The following is a 16304-nucleotide window of genomic DNA, read 5'->3' on the forward strand; positions in this document are numbered from 1 at the left end:
GCTCGTGTGAACGGCATTCCCGCGCAGGGCCCGGACGGGGCCCGGGACATGGCCTCCGTCGACGCCGTGGTGCGCCGGCCGGCCGACGTCCTCGCCCCCGGGCCGCTCGCCTACGGTCCGGGCGCCGGCAGATCGGCGACCTGGTCATCGCCGAGCCGGGGGAACCGCTCGACGGGGTGCGGGACGCCCCGGTGCTCCCGATCGGCGCCCGGGGTGCGACCGCGGCCGCGCTGATCGCCGCGGCCGCGGTCGCCAAGCGGCCCGGCGTACACCCCAACACGCCGCGGTACCGCATCCGCCGGGCGGTCGCGCCGACCGGCCTCGACCTCGACGACCCCGAGGACCGGCCGGCCGCCACGCTCCGGCTCCGCCTCGACCTGACCGAGCGGGAACCGGCCGGCACCGCCTCCCCCGCGACCGAGGCCCTCGCCGCGGCCGAAATGCCCGGCCTGGGTTCGATGCCCGGTATGCCACCGCGTGTGCTGCGACACGTCTATTGACCTGCGCAGAAGGGCCGTGCTTCCCTCGCGAGGGGGTTGGGGGGCACAGGAGTGCGACAGCGGTGCGACAGCCGGACGACAGCGGGGACGCGGGGTGGGGACGAGATGACCGCTCGGCCTGCGGCTTTCCCCGGCCGCCCGGTCCGGCACCGCCCGCCCGGAACCCGGACCGCGTTCCTTCCGTCTTGCTGCGGAGCGAAACCCGCCCTGACATGACCACTTCTAGCAAAAGCGGCCAAAAAGTGACTCACATACCACCGCAGAACCTTGGGCCGGCGGACCGGGGAACCGCGCCCCCCTTCTGGCGCCGGCCCCGGACGGTCCTGTGGGCCGCGGCCGCCGTGGTGACGCTCGGCTTCCTCGTCGCGCTGGAGTTCACCGCGCGCCACTACGGGACGCCCGGACCGATCACCACCCAGACCCGCGAGGTGTTCCTCCCGCCCAAGTCGGGCGGACTGCTCTACGCCTCCCTCGCCCTTGCCATGGTGGTGCTGACCTGGCGGCAGCGGATGATCGCGCTGGCCGCCGCGATCGGCGTCGACCTCGCCTTCCTGACCGTCAGGTGGGCGGCCGGCATCGAGGTGACCGGCGGCCACCCCTTCGGCAACGGCGCCCTGTGGGCACTGATCGGCATCGCGGTCGTCGCCGTCACCCGCCGTACCGGCCGCGAACGCCTGCTGCTGCTCAAGGGCGCGGGGCTCGGCCTGCTGCTGATGGCGGGCCGCAAGACCGGCGACACCTGGCTGTTCATCACCTCCGAGACCCGCCCCACGGTCCTCGACCAGTACGTGGCGACCGCCGACCGCGCCCTCGGCGACCCGTCGTGGCTGGTGGGCCGGGTCGTCGAGGCGAGCGGTGCCGTCGGCTTCAACTTCCTCGACTTCGTCTACGGCCAGCTCCCGGTCGCCGCGGTCCTCGTCGCGCTCTACCAGCTCCGCCACGTCGCCGCCGAGCGCGCCTTCCCCCGCCACCACCTGGTCCGCACCTTCCTGGTGATCGGCCTGATCGGACCGGCCTTCTACATGATCTACCCGGTGGTCGGGCCGATCTTCGCCTACGGCACCGGCGCCGAGCACTGGGCCGACGTCAGCCTGTGGGCACCCGAGATGGAGCCCAGCGCGCCCTGGGCGGTGGGCGAACTCTGGCCGCACACCCTCCCCCCGATCGGCGACCCGCAGGCCATGCCGTTCGACGGCGTCACCCCGCGCAACTGCATGCCCAGCCTGCACACCGCCTGGGCCACCGCGATCTTCCTGCACACCCGCAAGGGCCCGCGCGCCCTGCGCTGGGCGGGCACGTTCTGGCTGGTCGCCACCCTCTGCGCGACCCTCGGCTTCGGCTACCACTACGGCGCCGACCTCGTCGCCGGCGTGGTGTTCACGCTCACCATCGAGGCCGGGCTGCGCGCCCACGACCGCGGCTGGGAGCGCCCGGGCATCCGCTTCGTCGCCCTCGGCACCGCCGTCTTCGCCGCGATGCTGCTGTCGTACCGCTTCCTGCCCCTGCAGATGGCCGCCCACCCGTGGCTGTACGGGCCGCTGCTCCTGCTGGCCATGGGCGCGGTGATCCACGCCTACGTCCGCACCACGGCCCGGTGGGACGCCACCCCCGAACCGGTCCGCGCCCCGGCACCCGAGCCCGAACTAGTCCGGCCCCTCTGACACCACGGGGCCGCCGCCGCTCAGCCGGAAGGCGGCGACGGCGGCCTCCACGGTGGGGAAGAAGTGGTGCGGATCGATCGTCTCGGTCAGCTCGTACCGCTCGATCTTGCGCCGCACCGGGTCCTTCAGCTCGGCGAACACCAGGTGGACGTCCTCGGCGTTCAGTGCCACGTCCAGCTCCAGCAGCATGTCGGCGGCGGTGGTGTCCACGTCGGTCATCGGCTCCGCGGCGATCACGATCCAGCGCGGGCGCGGCTCGGTGCGCGCCAGATGCCTGATCTCGTCGCGGAAGGTACGGGCGTTGGCGAAGAACAGCGGCGCGTCGAACCGGTAGATCACCAGCCCCGGCATCAGCTCCGCCGCCGGATAGGAGCGCACGTCGTGGTACCCCTCCATGCCCTCCACCCGGCCCAGCACCGTGTTGTACGGCCACCAGGCGCGCCGGAAGACGTTCAGGACCGACAGGCCCACCGCGAGGGCGATGCCCGGGAGCACCCCGAGCAGGGCGACCCCGAGGAAGGCGGCCACCGACAGCAGGAACTCCGTCCGGCGCTGCCGCCACAGCCGGACCGTGCCGGGGATGTCGGCCAGGGAGAGGGAGGCGGTGATGACGACGGCGGCTAGCGCGGGCTGGGGCAGGTCGCGGAAGAGGCCCGGCACCAGCACCAGCATCAGGACGATCAGCGCCGCGCCCACGACCCCGGTGAGCTGGCTCTTGGCGCCGGCCCGCTCCGCCACCGCCGTACGGGAGCCGCTGGTGCTGACCGGGAAGCCCTGGAAGAGACCGGCCGCCAGATTGGCGACGCCGATGCCGGCCATCTCCTGGTTGCCGCGGATCTCCTGGCCCGACCGGGCCGCGAACGCCGAGGCGGTGGAGATCGTGTCGGTCAGCGACACCAGGGCGATGCCCAGCGCGCCGCCGAACAGCGGGACCAGGTCGGAGAGCCGGATGTCGGGGACCGTCAGCGGCGGGAAACCCTCGGGCAGGTCGCCGACCAGGTCGACGCCGTGCTCCCCGAGGTCGAACACCACGGCCGCCGCGATCGCCAGCACCACCATCAGCAGCACCGCCGGGACCTTGGGAACCAGCCGCTGGAGCACCAGGATCAGGGCGATCCCGCCGACGCCGACGGCCGCCGCGGCCGGCACCAGGGCCCCGTCGGCGAGCTGCTCCACCAGGCCCACGCACTCCCCGACCAGGGTGTCGGCGTCGACGGAGAACCCGAACAGCTTGGGCAGCTGGCCGACGAGGATCGTCAGGGCCAGCCCGTTCATGTAGCCGATCATCGTCGGCTTGGAGATCAGGTCCGCGATGAAGCCGAGCTTCGCCACCGAGGCCAGGATCATGATGGCCGCCACCATCAGGGCCAGCACCGAGGCGAGTGCGACCGCCCGGTCGGGGTCGCCGTCCGCCGCCACCAGGGGCAGCACGGTGGCCGCGATCATCGGCCCGAGCGAGGAGTCCGGCCCGAGCACCAGGATCCGGGACGGCCCGCACACCGCGTAGCCGAGCAGGCAGAGGATCGTGGTGTACAGGCCGGTGATGGGCGGCAGCCCGGCCAGATCGGCGTACGCCATGCCCTGCGGCACCAGCAGGGTGGCCAGCACGATCCCGGCGACCAGGTCCTTGCCCAGCCACTCGCGCCGGTACGTCCGCGCGGCCCTGACCCCCGGCACGGCGAGCAGCCGGGACGCCGTCCCCCGCCCCTCGTCGCTGTCCTTCACGGACCCCTCCGTCCCGCCCCGCCCGTCCGCCTCAGCCGGCCGATCTCGACCGCCGCGCCAGCAACTTACCCAGTTCCCACAGGACCAGCAGCGCCACCGCGGTCAGGACCGCCCAGCCGAAGTGCCGGGCGCCGATCTCGGTCGTGCCCAGCATGCGGCGGAAGCCGTCCAGCTGGGTCACCAGCACCGCGAGGACCAGCTGGGTCAGCGCGACCCAGTTCATCTGCTTGCTGTCGAAGGTGGCGGCGGTCAGCGCGGAGTCCGTCTCGCTGCGGCACTCGAAGGCGGCGACGACCAGGCAGAGCGCGAAGGCCGTGAACGCGATCGACTGACCGATCTCGGCGCTGTCGTACAGCGACTGGCCGAGTTTGATCAGGCCCAGCAGGCCGCAGGTGATGGCCAGTCCGGCGAGCCCCACCGTGACCAGCACCGGCCGGGTGAGCACCGACTCCCCGCGCGGGCGCGGACTTCGGCGCATCAGCCCCGGGCTCTCCTGGTCGAAGCCGAGCGCGAAGCCGAAGGAGGCGTTGACCACGAAGTGGATCCACAGCACCTGCGGCGGGGTGAAGGGCTCGCCCGCCGCGATGTTCAGCACGGTCGCGCCGAGGAACGTCAGGACGAAGGTGACCAGCAGGAGCAGCACGAAGCGGATGTACTTGGTGAGGTTGTCGTAGATCGTCCGGCCCTGCTCGACGGCGTAGACGATGGTCGCGAAGTTGTCGTCGGAGAGGATCATGCGGGCGGCGTTCTTCGCCACGTCCGTCCCGCTGCCCATCGCGATGCCGATGTCGGCGGACTTGATGGCCGGGGCGTCGTTGACGCCGTCCCCGGTCATCGCCACCACGTCGCCCTTCTTCTTGAGGGTGTCGGCGAGCAGCACCTTGTGCTCCGGCGCGACCCGCCCCAGCACGCCGATGGAGTCGATGCGCTCCAGCCGCTCCCGTTCGTCCATCGCGGCGAAGTCGGCGCCCAGGACGGCCTCGCCGGGAATGCCGATCTGGCGGGCGATGGCCGCGCCGGTGGTGACGTCGTCGCCGGTCACCAGCCGGACCCGGATGTGCGCGGCCCGCGCGTCCGCGACCGCCGCCTTCGACTCCTCCCGGGGCGGGTCGACCATGGCGACCAGGCTGGTCATGCGCAGCCCGGTGACATGGCCGAGCAGATCGCCGTCGGCGTCGAAGGCCGCCGGGTCGAGATCCCGGGTGGCGGCGGCCATCACCCGCCGGCCCTCGCCGCCCATCCGCTCGGTCGCCGCCTCGGCCCGCTCCCGTAGTCCGGTGTCCCAGGGGACGGTGGCGCCCGCCGCCAGGGCGGTGGTCGTCCGGGCCATCACCGCGGGCGCGGCGCCCTTCACGAAGCACCGCACGACGGCCCGCCCCTCGGCGTCGGTCGCCGCGTGGAACGTCGCCATCAGCTTGTACTCCGGGTCGAACGGCAGCGTCGCGAGCCGGGGCAGGGCGTCCCTGCTGCCGTCCGTGTCCAGACCCGCCTTGTGCGCGAGCACCAGCAGCGCGCCCTCGGTCGGATCGCCGACCACCCTGCCGTCGACCAGCTTGGCGTCACTGGCCATGAGATACGGAAGGATCGCGTCCTCGATGCCCGCGGCGGACCCGGCGGCGTGGTGGACCCGGCCCTCCAGGCCGTAGCCGGTGCCCGAGACGGTGTACCGGTCGGTGGGACTGAGCACCTCGACGGCCGTCATCTGGTTCATCGTCAGGGTGCCGGTCTTGTCCGAGTTGATCGCCGAGGTGAAGGCGAGCGTCTCGACCGACGGCAACTCCTTGACGATGGCGTTCCGTTTCGCCAGGTTGAGGCTGCCGACGGAGAGGATCGCCTGGGTCACGGTCGGCAGCGCCTCGGGGATCGCGGCGATGGCCAGCGAGACCGCGCTGACGAACAGCGCGTCCCACGCCTGGTCGCGGCTGCGCCCCAGCGCGAACATCACGATCATGGTGAGGCCCGCGGCCGCCGTGATCCACAGGGTGAGGGTGTCGAGCTCCTTGGTGAGCGGCGGCACCTCCCGCTCGGTGGCGGCCAGCATCCCGGAGATCCGGCCCAGTTCGGTGTCCGCGCCGACCGCGGTCACCACGAGCAGCCCGCTGCCGTGCGTGACCGGTGTGTTCATGAACGCCATGCAGGTCCGGTCGCCGGGCGACAGTTCCCGCCCGCCCGGCAGCGCGACGGTGTCCTTCGCGGCGGGCACGCTCTCACCGGTCAGCGCCGACTCGTCGATCTGCAACGCGCTGGCCTCGACGATCCGCCCGTCCGCCGGGACCTGGTCCCCGGCCGACAGCAGGACGATGTCGCCGACGACGAGCTGTTCGGCGGGGATCTCCGCCTCGGTGCCGTCCCGGCGCACCCGGGCGGTGGCCCGCATCATCGACTTCAGCGCGTTCATCGCGCTCTCGGCCTTGCCCTCCTGGCGCAGGCCCACGACCGCGTTCAGCAGGGTCAGCACGATCAGCAGGATCGCGGTGGTCCACTCCTGGATGGCCAGCGAGACGACGGCCGCGGCCAGCAGCACCAGCTGCATGTAGCTGCGGTACTGCGCGAGGAACCGGCGCCAGGCGGGGGTGCGGCCCTCCTCGGGCAGCACGTTGGCGCCGTGCGCGGCGCGCAGTTCGGCGGCGCGCGCGGCGGACAGGCCGACCGCCGGGGCGACGCCGAGGGCGGCGACGACCTCGGCGGGGGGCCGGGTGTACCAGGCGTCGCGGGGCGCCCGGCCGCCGCTCCGGGGGGCTTCCGGGTCCCGGGCCGTCTCCGGGTTCCGTGTCGCTTCCGGTTTCCGTGCCGAGGGGGGCTCCACCGTCATCGCCTGCCTCCGAACTCTCCGGCCCGCTCGCCGCCGTGGCGCACTAGCGGCGCTTCTTCTTGCCGGACTTCTTGCCGGTCTCCGCCGGGTGGCGGGCGGCGTACGGGTCCGGGGGCGTCCCCTTCGGGGCCTCCCGCTCCAGCTTCCGCCGGGCGGCGAACAGCTTCTTGCGCGTCGCCTCGTCGACCTCGGGGTACCGGGGGTCGATGTCCATCAGGGTGTGCGCGAGGACCGCCGCCGTGCAGATCCGCGCACACCACTTGCGGTCCGCCGGCACCACGTACCAGGGCGCCCACCGGGTGCTCGTCGCCGACAGCATCTCGGAGAAGGCGCGCTGGTAGTCGTCCCAGTACCGGCGCTCACGCACGTCGGCGGCGGAGAACTTCCAGTTCTTGTCCGGCAGGTCCAGCCGCTTGAGGAAGCGGGTGCGCTGCTCCTCCTTGGACAGGTTCAGGAAGACCTTGACCACCTTGAACCCGTTGTCGGTGAGATGGCGTTCCCAGTCGTTGATCTCCCGGTACCGCCGCTCCCAGATGTCCCCGCCACGCGCCTCGGCGGGCAGCTTCTGCCGGACGAGGAGTTCGGGGTGGACCCGTACGACGAGGACCTCCTCGTAGTGCGAGCGGTTGAAGATGGCGATGTCGCCGCGCTCGGGCAGCCGTTGCGCGTACCGCCACAGGTAGTCGTGGTCCAGCTCCTCGACCGAGGGCACCTTGAAGCTGCTCACCCGCACGCCCTGCGGGTTCACCCCGCTCATCACATGGCGGATCGTGCCGTCCTTGCCGCCCGCGTCGAGCGCCTGGAGGCAGAGCAGCACGCCGTAGGTGTCCTGGGCGGCCAGCCGCTGCTGGTAGTCGGCCAGGAGGGCCACCCCGGCGCCCAGCAGCGCGGCGCTGTCCTTCTTCTTCAGGCCGACCTTGTCACGGGGGTCGAAGTCGCGGTCCAGGCGGACCTTGGAGCCCGGCTCCACCCGGAGCCGCGCCACGAGTTGCGCGACCCGCTCCGCTCTCTCGTCCGGCATCACGCATCGGTTCCTTTCCGGTAAGGCGCTTCGAGCCGCCTGCGGACCCGGCGTTCGACCAGGATCGGCACATAGGCCCTGACCCTGGCCTCCCGGAACGAGTCGAAGGCGACCCGGACCTCGGCCTCGACGCGCCGCCGGTCGACGCCGGGCCATCCGGCGCAGAGCCGGTCGACGAGGTCCCGGAGCACCGCGGCGTCGTCACCGGGCCGCCCGGGCGGCGCGGGCGGCGGTCCGTCCGGCTCCGGGAGCCGGGCATCGGCACGGTCCGACAGGGACACGGGCGGTACGCCGGGCGCCGGGGCGGGCACGTCGTGCGGCGCCACCGGCGCACTCACGGGCGGCGCGGCCGTACGCAGGGGTGCCGGCGCGGCCGTACGCAGCGGCGGGGGCGCCGTCCCCGCACCCGGCGGTGGGACCGCCGTCCCCGCACCCGGCGCCGTACCCGCACCCGGAGGCGGACCTGGTGCCTCCGCATACAGCGGCGGGGCCGCCGATTCCAGCGCCCCGACCCGCGCCTCCCGCGGCAATTCCCTTGCTGTAGGCCCCCGTTCGGGTTCCGTCAGGGCCACCGGGCCGCGCGGTCCGCCGCCCGCCTCCCCGAGCACCGGCGCGCCGGGCTCGTCCATCCCGTCATCGACGATCATGACCACACGACTCCGGTCCCTCGAACCCGAAACGCCCGGGTTTGTCGCTGCCATTCTCGGGTCGACCGCACAAGATCGCCTCCCGGGGCGGCCGGGCACCGGTCAGGGAGGTTCCCCGCACCCCCCCGGCCGGTGCCCGCGCACCCGCCGCGACCCCGGCCCATGGCGCGAACTCGCCCCGCGCCACGAACCCTTGGCGCCCACCGCACCGGCCCCGAGGGCCTGCCCGGCTCACCCGTACGGCCCCATCCGCGATGCGGTCCGCCTCCCCCGCTCGGACGATGGCGGCACTGCCCCCTCAGCACCCGGGAGTGCCGATGGCCTCGATGGACGTACCCGCCGACCGGCCGAAACCGGCGGCGCGCGCGGAGGTGAGAGCAGTGGCCGCGCCCCGGCTGACCTGGCTCACCCTGGCGCTCATGACGACCGCGTCCGTGGCCAGCCTGCGGGCCGCGCCGACGATGGCCGTGTACGGGCTGGCCTGCGTGTTCCTCTATCTGCTGCCCGCGGTCGTCTTCCTGCTGCCGACCGCGCTGGTCTCCGCCGAGCTGGCGTCCGGCTGGAACGGCGGTGTCTACCGCTGGGTGAGCGAGGGCCTGTCCAAGCCGCTCGGCTTCCTCGCGGTCTGGTGCCAGTTCGCGATGACGATCTTCTACTATCCGAGCCTGCTGGCCTTCGTCGCCAGCACCATCTCGTACGTCATCAATCCGGCCCTGGCCTCCAACGGCGTCTACACCGCGATCGTGATCATGGTGCTGTACTGGACCGGCGTCTGGGTCTCCTCGCGCGGCACCAAGGCCCTTGCAGGACTGTCCAGTTGGGGCCTGGTCATCGGCACCCTGGTGCCGGGCACCATCCTCGTCGTCCTCGGCATCGTCTTCCTCGGCCAGGGCAACCCCTCCGCCGCCCCGATGACCGCCGACCACCTGCTGCCGGCCTGGACCGGCCTGGCCAGCCTGGTCCTCATCGTCAACAACTTCCTCTCCTACTCCGGCATGGAGATGAACGCGGTGCACGTCTCCTCGCTGAAGAACCCGGCGAAGGAGTACCCGAAGTCGATGTTCCTGGCGATGGGCCTGGTGCTGCTGATCTTCATCCTCCCGGCGCTCGCCATCAGCTGGGTCGTCCCGGCCGACCAGACCAGCCTCACCGCCGGTGTCATGCAGGCCTTCGACGCCTTCTTCTCCTACTTCCACATCGGCTGGATGACCCCCATCGCCGCCGTGATGCTGATCTCCGCCTCGCTGGCCGGCATGCTCACCTGGCTGGCCGGCCCCTCCAAGGGCCTGCTGGAGATCTCCCGCAGCGAGGGCTACCTGCCGCCGTTCCTGCAGAAGCTCAACAAGAACGGCATCCAGCAGAACATCCTGGTCACCCAGGGCGTCGTCACCACCGCGATCGCCCTGATGTACGCGCTGATCCCGGGCGTCTCCAGCGTGTACTGGATCTTCTCGACGATCACCACGCAGGTGTACCTGATCGTCTACCTGCTGATGTTCCTCGCCGCGATGCGGCTGCGGAAGAACCAGCCCGACCACCCGCGCGGCTACCGCGTCCCGGCCCTCGGCCTGGTCTGCGTCGTCGGGCTGCTCTCCTCGGCCGCCGCGATGGTCATCGGCTTCGTGCCGCCCTCGCAGTTCGGCGGCAGCAGCCTCGGCTCCTACATCGCGATCGTCGGCGGCGGCCTGCTGATCCTCGGTCTGCTGATCCCGTGGGCGTTCCTGAAGTTCCGCAAGCCCAGCTGGCGCACGGAGGGCGGTGAGCAGGCATGAGCCCCACCCGGTTCGCGTCCGAGCACCGATGGATCTACATCGGCGCCATCGTCATCCTGCTGGCCCTCGCGGTGATCGGGGTCGTCCGCTGGGAGAACCTCCGGACCACCAACGCGGCCACCGAGAAGGCGAACCAGCTCGCCGACGCCGCCGTCGACGCCGGCTACCCCCGCCCCGACGTCGACACCATCGTCCGCACGCTGGGCACCGACGGCGGCATCGTCTGCGAGGACCCCGGCGCCGCTCTGAGGACGGCCCTGTGGAAGACCAACGTCTCCAACGGCGCCGCCTTCGTCGGCCAGCGCCCGGTCATCGGCGACAGCCGCGCCCTGCGGGCCGAGGCGAAGATCCTGGAGATCTACTGCCCGGAGGAGCTGGACGACTTCGAGGACCGTTTCAACGACCTGGAGACCGACGACACGGTGAGGCAGTGAACCCATGTCCCACACCCCCGACACCCCGGAACTCGCCGCGCGGATAGCCGAGTTGATGCCCCGAGCCAAGAGCGACCTGGCCGAACTGGTGGCGATCCCGTCCGTGGCGGACCCCCGCCAGTACCCGGCCGAGGAGTGCCGACGGGCCGCCCGCTGGGTCGCCGACGCCTTCACCGACGCCGGTCTCAGGGACGTCCACCTCGCCGAGACCCCGGACGGCAGCCACGCCGTCATCGGCCACCGCCCGCCCCCGCCCGGCGCGCCCACCGTCCTGCTCTACTGCCACTACGACGTCCAGCCCCCGCTCGACGACAAGGCGTGGACGAGCCCCCCGTTCGAGCTCACCGAGGGCGCGGACGGCCGCTGGTACGGCCGCGGCACCGCCGACTGCAAGGGCAACATCGTCATGCACCTCACCGCGCTCAGGGCGCTCGGCGAGGACATCCCGGTGGGCCTGAAGTTCGTCGCGGAGGGCTCGGAGGAACAGGGCACGGGCGGCCTGGAGGCGTACGTCGCCCAGCACCCCGAGGAGTTCCTCGCCGACGCGCTGCTGGTCTGCGACACCGGCAACGCCGAGGTCGGCACCGGCACCGCGACGATCACCCTGCGCGGCCTGGCGAACCTCGTCGTCACCGTCGACACCCTGAGGGGCGAGGTCCACTCGGGCATGTTCGGCGGCCCCGCCCCGGACGCGCTCGCCGCCCTGATCCAGACGCTGTCCACCCTGCGCGACCCGGAGACCGGCGCGACCAGGATCGACGGCCTGGACTGCGAGGGCGCCTGGCAGGGCGAGCCGTACGACGAGGACACCTTCCGCCGGGACGCCGGTGTCCTGGACGGCGTATCGCTCACCGGCACCGGCACGGTCGCCGACCGGCTGTGGGCGCGCCCCGCGGTCACCGTCCTCGGCATCGACTGCCCGCCGGTCATCGGCTCCACGGCGGCCGTACCCGCCACCGCCCGCGCCCGGGTCAGCCTGCGCGTCCCGCCCGGCACGGACGCGGACGCCGCCCGCGACGCCCTCACCCGGCACCTCACCGCCGCGGCCCCCTGGGGCGCGAAGGTCACCGTCGAACCCGAGGGCACCGGCTCCCCGTTCCGCGCCGCCACCGACGGCGCCGCCTACAAGGCCCTCGGCACGGCGATGGAGGCGGTCTACGGCAAGCCCCTGGCCTTCCTCGGCCAGGGCGGCTCGATCCCGCTGTGCAACGTGCTGGCCTCGACCTATCCCCGGGCCGAGATCATCCTCATGGGCGTGGAGGAGCCCCGCTGCCTCATCCACGCCCCCAACGAGAGCGTCGACCCCACGGAGATCGAGCACATGGCCCACGTGGAGGCCCTGTTCCTGAGGGAGTTCGCGAAGAGCCGCCGCTGACCGGCCGACGCTGACCGGCCCGCGGCGGGGCGGGAGCGCGGAGACCGGCCCGCCGCGGGGCGGGAGCGCGGCTCAGTCGAGCGCGCTCCTGTCCCGCCACTGGCTCCACGACAGGTTCCACGCCCCGAACCCGTTGCCCGGCTCGACGACGCCCTTGGTGTCCTCGCCGGTGATCTCGAACGGGTCGCCCGGCCGCAACTGCCCGTACAGCCAGCCGGCGTCCGCGTCGCTCATGCCGATACAGCCCGAACTGCGGTTGGCGTTGCCGAAGTACCGGGCGTTCCAGGGCGCGGCGTGCGCGTACATGCCCGACCAGGTCAGCCGCATCGAGTGGTCGACCATCTTGTCGTAGGCGTCGCCGAGGCCCACGGTCTCGGAGTTCATGTTGATCGTGCCCTCCTTGGCCATGAGCACGGCCGTTCCGCGCCAGGAGCGCTTGTCGCCGCCGGGGGTGCCGCCGGACACCGCCAGCCGCCGCACACTCTCGCCGTCGCGCTCCAGGGTGAGCCGGTGGCGGTCGAGGTCGACCTTCACGACCTGGCGGGCGCCGACGGTGAAGGCGGTCGTGTAGTCGCGGACGAACCAGCCGCCGTCCGGCCCCGAGTCGGTGCCGTTCAGCTCGGCGCGCAGGGTGACCTCGGTGCCGGGCTTCCAGTACTCCCTGGGCCGCCAGTCCACCCGGTCCCGGCCCGACCAGTCGCGGACCCAGCCCCAGGAGCCCTCGGTGTCGTTCGAGGTGGTGATCCTGAGCTGCTTCTCCACGGCGGCCTTGTTCTTCACCGGGTGGTCGAAGACCAGGGAGACCGGCTGGGCGACCCCGACGGTGGTGCCCTCGCCGGGCCGCCAGTCGACCTTGTTGACCCGCCCGGCCGGAGCCGTGGTGAACGCGGCGCTGGTGTTCTTCGCGGTGCCGCCCTCGCCGCGGGCCGCCGCCCTCACCGTGTAGGCGGCCCCGGGGACGGCCTTGCGGTCGGAGACCCATGACCGCCCGTCGGCGGCGGTTCTTCCGGCGAGCCGATGGCCCTCGCCGTCGGTGACGGTCACCGAGGTGAGCCTGCCGCCGGTGGCCGTGACCCGTACCGGGTGGCCGGCCGGGACCTGCTTGCCCGAGGGCGTGACGGTGACCGTGACCGGGCGGCCGTCGGCGTCCCCCGACGGCTTGCCGTCCGCGCGGTCGGGGGAGGCGCCCGACGAGCAGGCGGCGAGCGGTGCCAGCAGGACGGCCACGGCGGCGGCCCGGAGGCGGGCGTGCGGCGATATGCGGATGCGGGGCAACGGGACCTCCGGAAAAGGCGGGTGCGCGAGACGGACGAGTCGGCGATGCCGTGACTGTAGAGCCGTCAAAACCCGAGGTCAGCCGCTGTGGGGCTGTATGACGGCGACTGGTGAGGAACGGTCATGGTCCGGTCACATTCGCCGCGCGGAGCGGTCATGGGCCGCTGTGAGCATCCTGTGCAGCCCCGCGACAGGCCCGGGGAGAAGGAGAGGCTCACTGTGTCAGCGCTGCTCGTGCCGCCCGGCCGTGTGCCCGGGGCGCGGAACCGGGACTTCGCCCTGCGCGCCATCACCCCGCGGACCTACCGCGCCTTCCTCGCGTCCCCCGCCGGCACGGCGCTCGGCGCGGGCTTCCTCCAGTGCCCGTCCTGGGCCGACGTCAAGGAGGGCTGGCGTGCCCAGCTGCTCGGCTGGGGCCCGGACCCGGAGGCGGGCGAGCTGACGGGGGTGGCCCTGGTGCTGCTGCGTCAGTTCCCGGGCACCCGCAGGTACTTCGCCTACCTTCCCGAGGGGCCCGTCGCCGACTGGACCGACCCGTACGTCGACGGCTGGCTCGGCCCGCTGCTGGAACACCTGCGCTCCGCGGGCGCCTTCGCCGTCCGGATCGGCCCCTCGCCCGCCTACCGGCGCTGGGACGCGGCCCTGCTCAAGCCGCTCGGCGGCCCGGGGCGGCGGCTCGGCGACGTCCTGGCCAGCGAGGTCGACCCGCTCGGCACCGCCGTCGCCGAACGGCTGCGCGCCCGGGGCTGGCGCCGCTGCGGCGGCGATGGGACCGAGGCCGACGGGGACGCCCAGCCGCGCCACGTCTTCCAGGTGCCCCTGGCCGGACGCACCACCGAGGACCTGTGGTCCGGGCTCAACCAGGAGTGGCGGCGCAACGTCCGCCGCGCCCAGAAGGAGGGCGTGGAGGTGGTGGTCGGCAGCGCGGCCGAACTCCCCGAGTTCTACCGGCTGCTGGGCATCACCGAGCGGCGCGACGGCTTCCGTCTCGGGCGCTCACTCGCCTACTACGAGCGCCAGTACGCGGCCCTCAACGCCGAGGAACCGGGCCGGATGAAGCTCTACCTGGCCCGGCACCAGGGGGAGATCCTCGCCGCCCACACCCTGATCACCGTGGGCCGCCGCGCCTGGTACCAGACCGGCGCCTCCGCCGACCACCGCCGCGAGGTCCGCCCCTCCAACGCCCTGCAGTGGCGGATGATGCGGGACGCCCACGCCCTCGGCGCCGACGTCTACGACATGCGCGGGGTACCCTCCACTCTCGATCCCGACGAACGCGCGTACGGACTGCTGCGCTGGAAGCTCGGGACCGGGGGGCAGGTCGTGGAGACCTTGGGGGAGTGGGAGAGACCTTTGGGCGGCAGCGCCAACCACACGCTCTACCGCGCCTTCCAGGCGTACCTCAACCGCCGGTGAAGCACTCCGCGCCGGCCGCGTCCGAGGTGCCCGCTTCCTCCGCCGACCGCATGGTTTCACGTGAAACAGCCGGCCGGGGCAGTGCCGTCATGGCCGCCGGTTCCCTCGTCGCCCGGGCCACCGGCTTCGCCCGGTCCGCCGTCGTCGCCGCGGCGCTCGGCACCATCGGCCCGGTCGCCGACGGCTACGCGGTCGGCAACTCGCTGCCGACCATCGTCTACATGCTGCTCCTCGGCGGCGCGCTGAACGCCGTCTTCGTGCCCGAACTGGTCAGGGCCGCCAAGGAGCACGCCGACGGGGGCACCGCCTACACCGACCGGCTGGTCACGGTGTGCGTGCTCGCCCTGCTGGCGATCACCGGGGCCGCGGTGTGGGCGGCGCCCGCGATCGTCGACGCCTACACCGACTACAGCGGCGGCCAGGCGGCCATGACCGTCGCCTTCGCCCGCTCCTGCCTGCCGCAGATCTTCTTCCTCGGCCTGTTCACCCTGCTCGGCCAAGTGCTCAACGCACGCGGCCGGTTCGGCGCGATGATGTGGGCGCCGGTCCTCAACAACCTCGTCGTCATGACCGTGTTCGGGCTGTACCTCGCCCTGGCGCTGGGCGGCGGCGACACCCTCACCGCCACCGAGACCGCCGTACTCGGCTGGGGCACCACCGCCGGCATCGCCGTACAGGCACTCGCCCTGGTGCCCGCCCTGCGCGCGGCCCGCTTCCGCTTCCGGCCCCGCTTCGACTGGCGCGGCAGCGGACTGACCCGCCCGCTGCGCGCGGCGGGCTGGCTGGTGCTGCTGGTCCTCGCCAACCAGGCCGCCTACTGGGTCACCACCCGGCTGGCCACCACCGCCGGCCTCGACGGCGGCCCCGGCTACGGCGCCTACAACAACGCCTACGTCCTGTGGGTCGTCCCGCACGGCATCATCACGGTCTCCGTGGTGACCGCCCTGATGCCCCGGATGAGCGCGGCCGCCGCCGACGGCGACCTGCGCGCCGTACGCGACGACGTCTCCCACGCCCTGCGCGTGTGCGCCGCCGCCGTGGTCCCCGCCGCCTGTGCCCTGTTCGCCCTCGCCCACCCGGTGATGGCCCTGGTCTTCGGGTACGGCAGGACCAGCGCCGAGGACACCGCCGCCATGGCCGGCATCCTGATGGCCTTCGCCCCGGGACTGGTCGCCTTCTCGGGCCAGTACGTCCTGTCGCGGGCCTTCTACGCGCTCTCCGACACCCGTACGCCGTTCCTGCTCAACCTCGTGATCGTCGTGCTCAACGCGGGACTCTCCCTGGCCGCGGCCCAGCTGCTGCCGGCGCGCTGGGCCGTCACCGGCATGGCCGCCGCGTACTCGCTGGCCCTGTGCGCGGGCTGGGCGGTGACCGGCCTGGTGCTGGCGCGCCGGCTCGCCGTCGCCCGCCCCCTGCGCTCCTCGGCGGTGGGCGCCCACGGACGGCTGCTGCTCGCCGCCGTCCCCGCGACCGCCCTCGGCCACCTCGCGGCGTCGGCCGCCGCCGGAGCCGGAGCGCTCGCCGCCGCATCCGCGGGGGCCGTCGCCGTCGTCCTCACCTTCGTCCTGCTCGCCCGTCCGCTGCGACTGGCCGAACTCGACGCGCTGCTCTCCGGTGTCCGCCGAAGAGTGACCCGGACCTGACCTTCACCGAGGGAGAACCGCCG

The 16304-nt window shown here is 73.0% G+C and carries 12 protein-coding genes; 7 read left to right on the plus strand and 5 right to left on the minus strand.

Annotated features, from left to right (window positions below; all coding sequences use genetic code 11):
* Nucleotides 1–191 precede the first annotated feature (191 nt).
* Nucleotides 192–500 (plus strand): helix-turn-helix domain-containing protein, encoded by a 309-nt coding sequence (locus ABT296_RS03900; protein WP_351922845.1) that lies wholly within the window; start codon nt 192–194, stop codon nt 498–500.
* A 323-nt stretch (nt 501–823) separates the two neighbouring features.
* Nucleotides 824–2161, plus strand: coding sequence for a phosphatase PAP2 family protein (locus ABT296_RS03905; RefSeq protein ID WP_351922904.1), 1338 nt, complete (start codon nt 824–826; stop codon nt 2159–2161).
* Here the strand turns inward: ABT296_RS03905 and ABT296_RS03910 are convergent.
* The 4 genes from ABT296_RS03910 to ABT296_RS03925 are packed head-to-tail and all read right to left on the minus strand — an operon-like array spanning nt 2144 to nt 8366.
* Nucleotides 2144–3886 carry a SulP family inorganic anion transporter gene (locus ABT296_RS03910; RefSeq protein ID WP_351922847.1) on the minus strand — a complete coding sequence of 581 codons (1743 nt, stop codon included), beginning with the start codon at nt 3884–3886 and terminating at the stop codon, nt 2144–2146. The two genes, ABT296_RS03905 and ABT296_RS03910, sit on opposite strands and share 18 nt — an antisense overlap.
* 31 nt (nt 3887–3917) lie before the next feature.
* On the minus strand, nt 3918–6698 hold the full coding sequence (locus tag ABT296_RS03915; RefSeq protein ID WP_351922849.1) for a cation-translocating P-type ATPase: 2781 nt from the start codon (nt 6696–6698) through the stop codon (nt 3918–3920).
* Between the two features lie 43 nt (nt 6699–6741).
* Entirely contained in the window at nt 6742–7719 is a 978-nt protein-coding gene (locus tag ABT296_RS03920) for a polyphosphate kinase 2 family protein (RefSeq protein ID WP_351922851.1), read from the minus strand.
* Nucleotides 7719–8366, minus strand: coding sequence for a three-helix bundle dimerization domain-containing protein (locus ABT296_RS03925; RefSeq protein WP_351922853.1), 648 nt, complete (start codon nt 8364–8366; stop codon nt 7719–7721). Before ABT296_RS03925 ends, ABT296_RS03920 begins: the two co-directional genes overlap by 1 nt.
* A 317-nt stretch (nt 8367–8683) precedes the next feature.
* Between ABT296_RS03925 and gadC the strand changes: the two genes are divergently transcribed.
* Genes gadC through ABT296_RS03940 form a run of 3 tightly spaced genes read left to right on the plus strand, consistent with a single transcriptional unit; the run spans nt 8684 to nt 11947 of the window.
* Nucleotides 8684–10138 carry a glutamate/gamma-aminobutyrate antiporter GadC gene (gadC, locus tag ABT296_RS03930; protein WP_351922855.1) on the plus strand — a complete coding sequence of 485 codons (1455 nt, stop codon included), beginning with the start codon at nt 8684–8686 and terminating at the stop codon, nt 10136–10138.
* Nucleotides 10135–10572: a hypothetical protein gene (locus ABT296_RS03935; protein WP_351922857.1), complete on the plus strand. Its 438-nt coding sequence runs from the start codon at nt 10135–10137 to the stop codon at nt 10570–10572. The genes gadC and ABT296_RS03935 overlap by 4 nt, the downstream gene beginning before the upstream one ends.
* A gap of 4 nt (nt 10573–10576) precedes the next feature.
* Nucleotides 10577–11947 (plus strand): dipeptidase, encoded by a 1371-nt coding sequence (locus ABT296_RS03940; protein ID WP_351922859.1) that lies wholly within the window; start codon nt 10577–10579, stop codon nt 11945–11947.
* Nucleotides 11948–12019: 72 nt separating this feature from the next.
* On the opposite strand, the gene ABT296_RS03945 is transcribed toward ABT296_RS03940, so the two are convergent.
* Complete coding sequence (locus ABT296_RS03945) at nt 12020–13222, minus strand: L,D-transpeptidase (protein ID WP_351922861.1); 1203 nt, start codon at nt 13220–13222, stop codon at nt 12020–12022.
* A 219-nt stretch (nt 13223–13441) separates the two neighbouring features.
* On the opposite strand from ABT296_RS03945, the gene ABT296_RS03950 reads away from it, so the two are divergent.
* A complete protein-coding gene (locus tag ABT296_RS03950; RefSeq protein WP_351922863.1) occupies nt 13442–14638 on the plus strand; it encodes a lipid II:glycine glycyltransferase FemX in 1197 nt (398 codons plus the stop codon).
* An 89-nt stretch (nt 14639–14727) separates the two neighbouring features.
* On the plus strand, nt 14728–16281 hold the full coding sequence (murJ, locus tag ABT296_RS03955) for a murein biosynthesis integral membrane protein MurJ (RefSeq protein ID WP_351922865.1): 1554 nt from the start codon (nt 14728–14730) through the stop codon (nt 16279–16281).
* The last annotated feature ends 23 nt before the right edge of the window (nt 16282–16304 follow it).

This window comes from Streptomyces sp. NPDC000983, assembly GCF_040299205.1.
Lineage (GTDB): Bacteria > Actinomycetota > Actinomycetes > Streptomycetales > Streptomycetaceae > Streptomyces.